This window comes from Dyella sp. EPa41, assembly GCF_016586165.1.
Taxonomy (GTDB): Bacteria; Pseudomonadota; Gammaproteobacteria; order Xanthomonadales; family Rhodanobacteraceae; genus Dyella.
The window spans coordinates 1-10644 of record NZ_BCPR01000111.1 but is presented as its reverse complement, the minus strand read 5'-3'; the positions used below and the strand labels follow the sequence as shown (position 1 = coordinate 10644).

Annotated in this window: 12 protein-coding genes; 9 read left to right on the top strand and 3 right to left on the bottom strand. The window is 66.6% G+C overall.

The genetic code is table 11. The features are described from left to right. The 9 genes from minC to JMF82_RS20790 all read left to right on the top strand — a co-directional run. The coding region (minC, locus tag JMF82_RS20830) for a septum site-determining protein MinC (RefSeq protein WP_201316442.1) at positions 1 to 305 on the top strand (305 nt) is incomplete at its 5' end. 43 nt (positions 306 to 348) lie between these two features. Next, positions 349 to 1164 (top strand): septum site-determining protein MinD, encoded by an 816-nt coding sequence (gene minD / locus JMF82_RS20825; RefSeq protein WP_201316441.1) that lies wholly within the window; start codon positions 349 to 351, stop codon positions 1162 to 1164. Between the two features lie 5 nt (positions 1165 to 1169). After that, positions 1170 to 1436 carry a cell division topological specificity factor MinE gene (minE, locus tag JMF82_RS20820; protein ID WP_111981611.1) on the top strand — a complete coding sequence of 89 codons (267 nt, stop codon included), beginning with the start codon at positions 1170 to 1172 and terminating at the stop codon, positions 1434 to 1436. 73 nt (positions 1437 to 1509) lie between these two features. Beyond that, positions 1510 to 2022, top strand: a complete 513-nt coding sequence (locus JMF82_RS20815; protein WP_201316440.1) for a hypothetical protein — start codon at positions 1510 to 1512, stop codon at positions 2020 to 2022. A gap of 245 nt (positions 2023 to 2267) precedes the next feature. After that, positions 2268 to 3632 (top strand): nodulation protein NfeD, encoded by a 1365-nt coding sequence (locus JMF82_RS20810; protein WP_307838000.1) that lies wholly within the window; start codon positions 2268 to 2270, stop codon positions 3630 to 3632. A gap of 23 nt (positions 3633 to 3655) precedes the next feature. Next, a complete protein-coding gene (locus tag JMF82_RS20805; RefSeq protein WP_201316439.1) occupies positions 3656 to 4411 on the top strand; it encodes a slipin family protein in 756 nt (251 codons plus the stop codon). A 67-nt stretch (positions 4412 to 4478) separates the two neighbouring features. After that, positions 4479 to 5033: a YaeQ family protein gene (locus JMF82_RS20800; RefSeq protein WP_201316438.1), complete on the top strand. Its 555-nt coding sequence runs from the start codon at positions 4479 to 4481 to the stop codon at positions 5031 to 5033. A gap of 8 nt (positions 5034 to 5041) precedes the next feature. After that, positions 5042 to 6304: a TIGR03862 family flavoprotein gene (locus tag JMF82_RS20795; protein ID WP_201316437.1), complete on the top strand. Its 1263-nt coding sequence runs from the start codon at positions 5042 to 5044 to the stop codon at positions 6302 to 6304. 99 nt (positions 6305 to 6403) lie between these two features. Then, positions 6404 to 7435: an HDOD domain-containing protein gene (locus JMF82_RS20790; protein WP_236585609.1), complete on the top strand. Its 1032-nt coding sequence runs from the start codon at positions 6404 to 6406 to the stop codon at positions 7433 to 7435. A gap of 317 nt (positions 7436 to 7752) precedes the next feature. Here the strand turns inward: JMF82_RS20790 and JMF82_RS20785 are convergent, their stop codons facing one another. The 3 genes from JMF82_RS20785 to JMF82_RS20775 all read right to left on the bottom strand — a co-directional run. Then, positions 7753 to 8748, bottom strand: a complete 996-nt coding sequence (locus JMF82_RS20785) for an LLM class flavin-dependent oxidoreductase (protein ID WP_201316436.1) — start codon at positions 8746 to 8748, stop codon at positions 7753 to 7755. A gap of 356 nt (positions 8749 to 9104) precedes the next feature. Next, positions 9105 to 10280: a YncE family protein gene (locus tag JMF82_RS20780; RefSeq protein WP_201316435.1), complete on the bottom strand. Its 1176-nt coding sequence runs from the start codon at positions 10278 to 10280 to the stop codon at positions 9105 to 9107. A gap of 40 nt (positions 10281 to 10320) precedes the next feature. Next, positions 10321 to 10644 (bottom strand): creatininase family protein (locus JMF82_RS20775; RefSeq protein ID WP_201316434.1); only part of this gene is annotated, 324 nt, incomplete at its 5' end.

Here is a 10644-nt window from a genome sequence, read left to right as displayed (position 1 = left end):
GCACCGTGCGTTCGGGCCAGCAGGTCTATGCACGCGAGCGCGATCTGGTGGTCACCGGCACGGTGGCCAACGGCGCCGAAGTCATCGCCGACGGCAGCATCCACATTTACGGCGGCCTGCGTGGCCGTGCGATGGCTGGCGCACAGGGCGATGAGAAGGCGCGCATCTATATTTCCGACTTCCGCGCGGAACTGGTGGCCATCGCCGGCCACTACCGCGTGTTTGAACAAATTCCGAAGGACCTGGAAGGCCAGTCTGTGCGATGCTGGCTCGAAGGGGAAAAATTGCTGATCGCCAAGCTTTGACGACAGCCCATTACTACAACAAAGCATTTTGCGGAGATGAGCCTTGACTGCTGAGATTATCGTTGTCACTTCGGGCAAGGGTGGCGTGGGCAAGACCACGACCAGTGCCTCGCTTGCCACGGGCCTTGCCATGGCCGGCAAGAAAGTCGCGGTGATCGATTTCGACGTCGGCCTGCGCAACCTTGACCTCATCATGGGTTGCGAGCGGCGCGTGGTGTACGACTTCGTCAACGTCGTGCACGGCGAAGCCACGCTCAAGCAGGCGCTGATCAAGGACAAGCGCTACGAGACCCTCTACGTGCTGGCCGCCAGCCAGACGCGCGACAAGGACGCCCTCACCCAGGAAGGCGTGGAGAAGGTGCTCGAAGACCTGGGCAAGGAAGGCTTCGACTACGTCGTCTGCGATTCGCCCGCCGGCATCGAAAAGGGTGCGCACCTGGCGATGTATTTCGCCGACCACGCCGTGGTGGTGGTGAACCCGGAAGTGTCGTCGGTGCGCGACTCCGACCGCATCCTGGGCCTGCTTTCCAGCAAGACGCGTCGTGCCGAGCGTGGCGATGGCGCCATCAAGCAGCACCTGCTGCTGACGCGCTACAACCCGGCCCGCGTGGCCGTGGGCGAGATGCTCAGCGTGAAGGACGTCGAGGAGATCCTCGGCATCAACGTCGTCGGCGTCATTCCCGAATCGGAAAACGTGCTGGCTGCGTCCAACGCCGGCGTGCCGGTGATCCTCGACGAGAACTCGTTCGCCGGCCAGGCCTACAGCGATACCGTCGCCCGCATCCTCGGTGAGGAACGTGTCATGCGCTTCCTCGACGCGCCCAAGAAGGGCTTCTTCCAGCGCGTATTCGGAGGCTGATCGCGATGGGTATTCTTGATTTCCTGAAGCGCAAGCCGGAACCCACCGCAGCCGTCGCCAAGGAGCGTCTTCGCATCATCGTGGCTCAGGAGCGCTCCACCCGCGGCGCGCCCGACTACCTGCCGTTGCTGCGCAACGAGCTGCTCGAAGTGATCAAGAAATACGTCCACGTCGACCTCGAAGCCATCAACATCAACGTCGAGCGCGACAGCGGACACGAGATCCTCGAGCTTTCCGTGGCGCTGCCTGATCACGCCAAGCCTGCCGGCTGATGCCATCGTGGCACGGGCCACCCCGTGCCACGACCTGTTTGCTTCACCGCCGCCCCAGGCGGCCGATGCATCCATGTCACACCCGTCCCCTACGCCGCCCGCCGAAGACAGCGTGATGCGCCTCGATGCCATCGGCTTCGACGCGCCCGCCGCGCTGCTGGCGCGCTACGGGCTCCAGCTGCTGCGCGTCGAACCCGGCATCGCCATTCCCGGCAGTTTCTGGGGCGATGAGGAGGCCGGCATCATCGGCACCACCGTGTACGCACGCGGCGACACGCCGGTGCATTCGTTGCTTCACGAGGCTGGGCACCTGATCGTGCTGCCGGCGGAGCGACGTGCCTCCGTGCATACGGACGCCACCGACTCGATCGCCGAAGAAGACGCCACCTGCTACCTGCAGATCGTGCTGGCCGACGAACTGCCCGGCGTGGGACGCCAGCGCCTGATGACCGACATGGATGCATGGGGCTATTCGTTCCGGCTCGGCTCGACGCGGGCATGGTTCGAGCAGGATGCGGAAAACGCACGGCAATGGCTGGTGGAACACGGCCTGCTCGATGCGCAGGGCCGGCCGATTTACGGCTGAGGCCGACGCGTTCGTTCCATGCGTTGCCAGGCTTCGCAACCGGAACCCGCAATGAGCGCATGACGGCCACCCATCAGCGGGCCGTGACGCAGGTGCTTTGCCAGGGTTATGCCGCCGTATCGCGGAATCCACCTTCCGTGGAATGACAGGCGAATGCGTTCACATTGACGTCTGACGCGGTGTCTCACACCGGCAAAACATTCCCGGGCGCACTCTGAAGGCGGGCTTCGAGGAGGCGCCGCGTGATGCGATGGCTCTGGATGTCGGTCAACCTCTTGTTGGCGCTGACGGCCGTGATGGCAGTCGGACAGGCCGCCGAAGGGACCGCGCGTGCCGGCGCCTTTGCCGCCCGCATCGAACTCACCGGCCCCATCGGGCCTGCCAGCGCCGAATACGTCGACAACAGCCTGGAGCGCGCCCAACGCGACGGCGCCACCGTCATCGTGCTGCAGTTGGACACGCCCGGCGGCTTGTCCGATTCCATGCGCACCATCATCGCCAGCATCCTTGCATCCCGTCAGCCCGTGTTGGGCTATGTCGCGCCATCGGGCGCGCGAGCCGCCTCGGCGGGCACCTACATCCTCTATGCCTGCCAGGTGGCGGCGATGGCACCCGCAACCCACCTGGGCGCCGCAACACCGGTGTCGCTGGGCGGCGCCAATCCGTTGCCGTTGCCGACCGGCAATACGCCGGCGCCTTCGGGCACCGCCTCGACGCCATCCGCTGACGCGGAAACCAACAAGGTGCTCAACGACGCCATCGCGTCGATCCGCTCGCTCGCGCAGCTCAATGGACGCAATGCGGACTGGGCCGAACAGGCTGTACGTGGCGCCGCGACGCTCACGGCCGATGAAGCCGTGCAGAAGCACGTCGTCGACTTTGTCGCGGGCGACGCCGCCACCCTGCTGGCGCGCGCGGACGGGCGCCGCGTGCGTGTCGCGGGTGCCGACATCACCCTGCATACCACCGGGCTGCCTCTTCGCGATTACGCACCCAACTGGCGCACGCATCTGCTCGATCTCGTGACCCACCCCACCATCGCCTACCTGCTGCTGCTCGCGGGCATGTACGGGCTGGTGATCGAAGCCTTCCATCCCGGCGCGCTGTTGCCGGGCGTCGCGGGTGCGATCTGCCTGCTGGTGGGTCTTTATGCGCTGCAGCTGCTGCCGGTGAATTACGCGGGCCTCGCCTTGATGACGCTGGGCATCGGCTTGATCGTGGCTGAGACCCTCGTGCCCTCGGTGGGCGCGATCGGCATCGGCGGAGTGATCGCCTTCGTGATCGGCTCGATCATGCTGTTCAACCGCGGCGTGCCGGGTTATGCGGTGAATCTCGGCGTGATCGGCGGCATCGCCTTTTCCGCCATGGTGCTGCTCGTGCTGTTGCTGCGGCTGGTGCGCCGTTCGCGGCGCACGCGACTGTTCCACGGCGATACGCAGATGCTGCTGGCCACCGGCGAGTTGATGCAGGCGATCGGTCCCGGTGGCGAGGGCTGGGCGCGCATCGGCGGCGAGCAATGGCGCGTGCGCTGCGAAGCCGCCCTTCCCGCCGGCGCACGCGTGCGCGTCGTGGGCCGTGACGGCCTGCTGTTGCGGGTAACTCCGGCCTAGGTCGAACTCAGGAGACGATGCTTATGTACGGCTTCTTCGGTGTGATCGTGGTGTGGGTGCTGGCGTTGCTGTTCATGTCGATCAAGGTGCTGCCGGAGTACCAGCGCGGCGTGGTGCTGACGCTGGGCCGCTATACCGGCACGAAGGGACCCGGCTTGTTCATCCTGGTTCCGTTCGTGCAACGGATGATGCGCGTGGATCTGCGCGTGACGGTGATGGACGTGCCGCCGCAGGACGTGATCTCGCGCGACAACGTGTCGGTGCGCGTCAATGCGGTGGTGTATTTCCGCGTGGTGGAACCGGACAAGGCGATCCTGCAGGTGTCCGACTTCTTCCAGGCCACCAGCCAGCTCGCGCAGACGAGGTTGCGCTCGGTGCTGGGCCAGCACGACCTGGACGACATTCTTTCGCAGCGCGATTCGATCAACCACAGCCTGCAACAGATCCTCGACGAAGCCACCGACCCCTGGGGCATCAAAGTGAGCAATGTCGAGATCAAGGACGTGGACCTCAACGAGACGATGGTGCGCGCCATCGCGCGCCAGGCCGAGGCAGAGCGCGAGCGGCGCGCGAAGGTGATCCATGCCGACGGCGAGCTGCAGGCCGCGGAAAAGCTGCGCGATGCCGCCGCCATGCTTTCCCAGCAACCGCAGGCCCTGCAGCTGCGCTACATGCAGACCATGGCCGACATGTCCAACAGCGGCAAGGCATCCACCATCGTGTTTCCGTTGCCCATGGACCTGGTCAAACCGCTGCTGGATCTACTGCCGCGCAGCTGATGCTCCGCCGTGGAACGACGGACCGCCTGGGCCGGTACAATGGGTGGTTACCTCCGCAGGCACGCCCATGGCCCTCAACGCCACCATCTACAAGGCCGAGCTCCAGGTCAGCGACATGGACCGGCATTACTACGCCACCCATGCGCTGACCGTGGCGCGGCATCCGTCCGAAACAGCCGAACGCCTGATGGTGCGGCTGCTGGCGTTCGCGCTGTATGCCGATGAGCGCCTGGAGTTCGGCAAGGGCCTCAGCGACGACGACGAACCGGCGCTGTGGCGCAAGGCGTACACCGGCGAGATCGAGCAATGGATCGAACTTGGCCAGCCGGACGAGGCGCGCATCCGCAAGGCCTGCGGGCGCGCCCAACAGGTGGTCGTCATCAATTACAGCGGCCGCAGCGCGGATATCTGGTGGGACAAGATCGGCAGCTCGCTGGGCCGCAACCGCAACCTCACCGTGCTGGATATTCCCACTGAAACGGTGGACCTGCTCGCGGGCATGTCCGAGCGCGGCATGCGCCTGCAGTGCCTGATCCAGGACGGCCAGCTGCAGATCATGAGCGACACCGCGACGGTATCGGTCGAACCGCAGTCGCGCATGACGGCCACGCCGCCGAACTGACGCCCGCCATGTCTCCTGCTCCGGACACCCACGTCCGCCTCGCCGTCATCGGTGGCGGTCCCGCCGGCCTGATGGCGGCGGAAACGGCGCGCGCCGCCGGCATCGAGGTTGACGTTTTCGAGTCCAAGGGTTCGGTAGGCCGCAAGTTCCTTATCGCGGGCAAGGGCGGCATGAACCTCACGCATGGCGAACCCAAGCCTGATTTCGTGCAGCGCTACGGTTCGCGGTCGAAGGAAGTCGGCGCATGGCTGGAAACCTTCGACGCCGACGCGCTGCGCGATTGGGCGCGGGGCCTGGGCGTGGAAACCTTCATCGGCAGCTCCGGCCGTGTGTTTCCCAGCGACCTGAAGGCGGCACCCCTGCTGCGTGGCTGGGTGCATCGCCTGCGCGAAAGCGGCGTGCGCTTCCACGTGCATCATCGGTGGCTGGGTTGGCATGCGGATGGCTCGCTGCGCATGGACACGCCCGAAGGCGAACGCGCGATCCGCGCGGACGCGGTGGTGCTGGCGCTTGGCGGCGGCAGCTGGCCGCAGCTCGGGTCCGATGGTGCGTGGCAACCGTGGCTCGCCGAACGCGGCGTATCGGTGGCACCGCTGGTGCCCTCCAACTGCGGCTTCGACATTGGCTGGAGCGATCACCTCGCCAGCCGCTTCGCGGGAGCACCGCTCAAGCCGGTGGTGATCCATCTGCGCGATGTCGATGGCCATGAGCATGCGCGCCAAGGCGAATGCGTCATCACGGCCACCGGCATCGAGGGCAGCCTGATCTACGCCTTCTCCGGCATGTTGCGCGATGCCGTTGCCGCGCACGGATCGACCACGATTGCGCTGGATCTCACCCCCGATCGCACGCTCGACCGCCTGCGCAGCGACCTTGCCAGGCCTCGCGGCAGCCGCTCGATGAGCGAGCATCTGCGACGCCAGGCCGGCCTTGCCGGCGTCAAGGCGGCATTGCTGCACGAAGTGCTCGATCGCGACCAGTTCCATGCCCCCGAGACCGTGGCGCGCACCATCAAGCGCCTGCCGCTGGTACTCAAGCGGCCTCGCCCGATCGGGGAAGCGATCAGCAGCGGCGGCGGCGTGCGCCTGGAGGCTCAGGACGAGCACATGATGCTCAACGCTCTGCCCGGGGTGTTCTGCGCCGGGGAGATGCTGGACTGGGAGGCCCCCACCGGCGGCTACCTGCTCACGGCCTGCTTCGCCAGCGGTCGGCTCGCGGGTCTCGGCGCGACCCGTTGGATCGATCGTCCGCGGGAAAACGGCACGGCTTGAGCAACCCGTCGCAGGTTCAACCTGCACCTCTACATGTTTGCGCTTTCGTGCCGATACAGAAGCGGAGCGGGGGCGCGACGTGAGGGAGCTAGAGGGACGATGATGGGTTACTGGTGGCGTTTTTTCGCACGCGAGCGCGGCCCTGCAACGGCGGCGCCACGTCCGGCTGCGCCCGTCCGCGACACCTCCGCGAGCCCCGACGGCACGGGCCTCGGCCACCTGACATGCAATGACGTCGAGGAGCGCTTCCACCGCTTCATCCTCAACCTTCCCCTGGACGCCGGCGACAGCGCCAGCCCGGGCCGCGAACAGGCGATGCTGCAGCGCCTGGGCGAACTGTGCGACGAGGGCCGTTTCGATGTGCGCACGCTGCCCCGCATGCCCACGGTATTGCCGCAGCTCATGCGCGCCATGAAGAGCGACAACCTCAACGGCGCGCAGTTGGCCAACCTGATCCGCCGCGACCCGGTGCTGGTGGGTGAAGTGATGCGCGTGACCGGCAGCGTGGCGTATCGCACCGCCCATCCCATCGGCAGCCTGCAACACGCCGTGGTGCTGCTGGGCCAGGTCGGCCTGCGCCATGTGGTGTCGGTCTACGTGATGAAGCCCATCCTGATGGCCAGCGCCGGCACGAACGGCCAGGTGATCGGCCAGAGGCTGTGGGACCATGCGGAGCGCTGCGCCCATGCCGCGGTGTTCCTCAGCAAGGGGCAATGCGACCCGTTCGAGGCGCAATTGGCCGGGCTGGTCGGCTACGCCGGACTGGGCGCCATGGCGCGGTTGCTCGACAAGGACCTTGGCCAGCCCCTGCCCGCCTGCTCGGCCTCCTTCATTGCCGGCTGCGCCCGCATCGCCGCCCGGCTGAGCGTGCAGGCCGGTCGTCATTGGGATCTGCCGCCGGTGGTCCTCGATTCGCTGGTCGAGCACGCCGAAGTCGCGCCCGAGGCGATGGAACAACCCATGAGTCGCGTGCTGCACGCGGCGCAGCGATTGGCCATGTGCCAGCAGCTCATCGAACAAGGCCTGCTGGACGGCGAGGCCGGCTACACCGACGACGTCATCACCCGCTTTCCTGCCCAGCTGCTGGCGAGGTGCCAGCAGGACCTGCGGCAGAACTTTGCCCAGCCCTGAATCGCGCCGCAGCGCCCTCGCCTCCTTATGCAGGAGCGCACCCAGCGCGCGATAGCCTGCGAAGCGGTGACGAACCAACGCCGCGGTCGCGCACGGGGTGTCCTCCTACAGAGATCGGCCTCGCCGGGCCGACGCCATCACCCGTGCCCCGCGCCATTGCCAGCAAACTGCCGGCAAGACCTTCGGTAGAACGTCGCTCAAGCTGAGTTGCACTTGCTTCGCTGTAGGAGCGCACCCTGTGCGCGACAAACCTGCGTCGCGGTGGCAACGAGGCGCCGTGGTCGCGCACAGGATGCGCTCCTACAGGTGTCCGCCGGTTAGGCGGCGGCCATCTCCCGCCTCAGCTTCGCCACCACCTCGAAGGAACGGCAACGCGCCTCGTGCTCGAACACGTTGGCGGTGACCATCAGCTCGTCGGGGCGGTGCCTTGCCACGAACGCTTCCAGCCCGTCCTTCACGGTGTTCGCATCACCGACCACGGCGCAGGCCAGCGCGCGTTCCACGCCGAACTTCTCGGTGGGCGTCCAGTAGGTTTCGATATCGTCGATCGGCGGAGGAATCAGGCCGGGCCGACCGCGACGCAGGTTGATGAAGCTCTGCTGCTGCGTGGTGAACAGGCGTCGCGCCTCGGCATCGCTGCCGGCAGCCACCACGTTGATGCCCAGCATCGCATAAGGCGCCTGCAGTCGCGCGGAAGGCCTGAAGTCACGGCGGTACAGCGCCAGTGCTTCGTCCATCGCATCCGGGGCGAAGTGGGAGGCGAACGCGAACGGCAGGCCCATTGCCGCCGCCAGTCGCGCGCTGAACAGGCTTGAGCCGAGCAGCCAGACCGGCACCTCGATGCCGGCGCCAGGCACGGCGCGCACCGGCTGCTCCGGCGTGGCCGGTTCAAAGTAGGCCAGCAGCTCGGCCACGTCCTGGGGAAAGGCTTCGGCGCTGTCGAAGTAGCGGCGCAGCGCGCGCGCCGTTGGATGATCGGTGCCGGGGGCACGCCCCAATCCCAGGTCGATGCGCCCCGGATAGAGCGAGGCCAACGTGCCGAACTGTTCGGCAACCTGCAGCGGCGCATGGTTGGGCAGCATGATGCCGCCGGCGCCGACGCGAATGGTCGAGGTGCCGCCGGCCACATGGCCTATCAGCACGGCCGTGGCCGCGCTGGCGATGCCGGGCATGTTGTGGTGTTCGGCCAGCCAGTAGCGGGTGTAGCCCCATCGCTCGGCGCGCTGCGCGAGGTCCAGGGTGTTGGCGAACGCCTGCGAGGCGTTGCTGCCCTCAGTGACCGGTGCGAGATCGAGTATGGAAAACGGAATCATGCGGCCTCCTCGGCGTGGAAGCCTTCGATGTGGGGACGTCAGTCCCGATTCCCAGCGCTCCGCAACTCAGCTCAGGCGCCAGGTGCGTTGCTCGATGCGGCCGCAGCGCCCGCACTCCCGGCGGCCGGGCTCGGGGCGTTCCCACTTGTGCCGGAACACCCGGCATATCCACCGCCCGACCCGCTGCTTCCCCTTCATGCCGCGCTCCATGAGTCATGTCAAAAATGTGCTCTAGTTCACAATTTAACCATGAGGGCGCCAAAAGGCGATAACAGACGCATGACAGCGCACATGCCGCACATGAAAACGCCTGCCCTTGCGGGGCAGGCGTTGGTGTTCCGGCGTGAGCAGAAAGCTCAGCGCACGATGCCGGTATGACCCAGCGAATAGCGGCCCGGCTGGGGCCACACGGTGAGTCCGTGCGGCTCCTGGCCGACCTTGATGGAGCGCACCGCGCCGCTGGTGGTGTCGATGGCATACACCACGTCGTCGAAGCGGCCCGACAGCCAAAGCGTCTTGCCGTCCGCGCTGACGTTGCCCATGTCCGGGCTGCCGCCGCCGGGGATCGGCCAGTTGGCCACCACTTTCTGCGTCTTGAAGTCGATCACCGAGACGCTGCCCTTGCCGTGCCTGGGACCGTGGATCTTGTTGGAACCGCGGTTGGCCACGTACAGCTTGCTGCCGTCGCGGCTCGGGTAGAGGCCATGCGTGCCCACGCCGGTCTTGATGAAGCCGACCTGCTTGAAGCTGTCGCCGTCGATCAGGTACACGCCGTCGGCCATCATGTCGGCCACGTAGAAGGTCTTGCCGTCGGCGGACACGCGGATGTCCTGCGGCATGCCCTTCTTGGACAGGTCGAGATAGCCAAGCACCTTGCGGTTCACCATGTCGATCTTGGTGAGCTTGCCGGTGAACTCGCAGGTGAAGATGGCATAGCGGCCGTCGATGGAGAATTCGGCATGGTTGATGCCCTTGCACTCCGGCGCCGACAGGCTCGAATGCGGCGCCATGGTGTGCGCGTCGCGGAAGTCCAGGCGCGCATGCGCCTCGGCCACCACGATCGCCTCCTTGCCGTCGGGCGTGAAGTACATGTTGTACGGATCGTCCACCGCGACCGGCTTGCCCGGCTTGCCGGTGCGCGGATCGATCGGGGTCAGGCTGCCGTCGTTCTTGCGCTCGGCGTTGTTGGTCGCCCACAGCGTGCGCATGTCCCACGACGGTACGACGTGCTGCGGACCCTCGCCGACCTTGAACTTGTCCACCACCTTGTAGGTGGCCGGATCGATCACGTAGACGTCGTTGGAGCGCAGGTTCGGCACGTAGATGCGCGGCAGGTCCTTGGCCACCTCGGGGCTTACATGGCCGAGACCGGACTCGCTGTAGATGTTGGCGGGATTGACCACCGGCGGCATGCCGGCAACCGTGTTGACGGGCGAAGCCGCCAAGGCGTTGCCGCCGATGCACGCGGCAGCGAGCGCGAACGGAACAAGGCGGGACAGGCGGAGGGAACGCAAGGAGTGGGCAATGGCCATGTGCGGACAGCTTGTATGGAGGTGGGAGAATGCCGGGGCGTCAGCGCCCCTGGGTGTCTTTCTTCAGGGCGTCGACGGTGTGCAACACAATAGCATCGATGCCCATTTGACCAAGCTCGGACGAGGCGCGGCGAGGATCGCCGCCGTAGACGCCGTCGGCCTGCCCAGGCTTCGGCCCGTGCTGCAACGTGTCCAGCCGGACCATCTGCGGAGCCACGGCCAACTGCAGCGAGGTATCGGCAAGGCCCGCATGGGTGCCGATCTCGTCGTCGCGATAGCCACGCTGCCGCAACAGCTGCGCGTAGCCCTCGGACGAGCTGGCGTAGTACTCGGGCGGCACGATGGCCCTGGCCCTGCCGGCCCA

What these genes read in the sequence shown, in the direction of transcription:
- minE (WP_111981611.1), top strand. Translation starts at nt 1,170, where the DNA reads ATGGGTATTCTTGATTTCCTGAAGCGCAAGCCGGAACCCACCGCAGCC.
- JMF82_RS20815 (WP_201316440.1), top strand. Translation starts at nt 1,510, where the DNA reads ATGTCACACCCGTCCCCTACGCCGCCCGCCGAAGACAGCGTGATGCGC.
- JMF82_RS20810 (WP_307838000.1), top strand. Translation starts at nt 2,268, where the DNA reads ATGCGATGGCTCTGGATGTCGGTCAACCTCTTGTTGGCGCTGACGGCC.
- JMF82_RS20805 (WP_201316439.1), top strand. Translation starts at nt 3,656, where the DNA reads ATGTACGGCTTCTTCGGTGTGATCGTGGTGTGGGTGCTGGCGTTGCTG.
- JMF82_RS20800 (WP_201316438.1), top strand. Translation starts at nt 4,479, where the DNA reads ATGGCCCTCAACGCCACCATCTACAAGGCCGAGCTCCAGGTCAGCGAC.
- JMF82_RS20795 (WP_201316437.1), top strand. Translation starts at nt 5,042, where the DNA reads ATGTCTCCTGCTCCGGACACCCACGTCCGCCTCGCCGTCATCGGTGGC.
- JMF82_RS20790 (WP_236585609.1), top strand. Translation starts at nt 6,404, where the DNA reads ATGATGGGTTACTGGTGGCGTTTTTTCGCACGCGAGCGCGGCCCTGCA.
- JMF82_RS20785 (WP_201316436.1), bottom strand. Translation starts at nt 8,748, where the DNA reads ATGATTCCGTTTTCCATACTCGATCTCGCACCGGTCACTGAGGGCAGC.
- JMF82_RS20780 (WP_201316435.1), bottom strand. Translation starts at nt 10,280, where the DNA reads ATGGCCATTGCCCACTCCTTGCGTTCCCTCCGCCTGTCCCGCCTTGTT.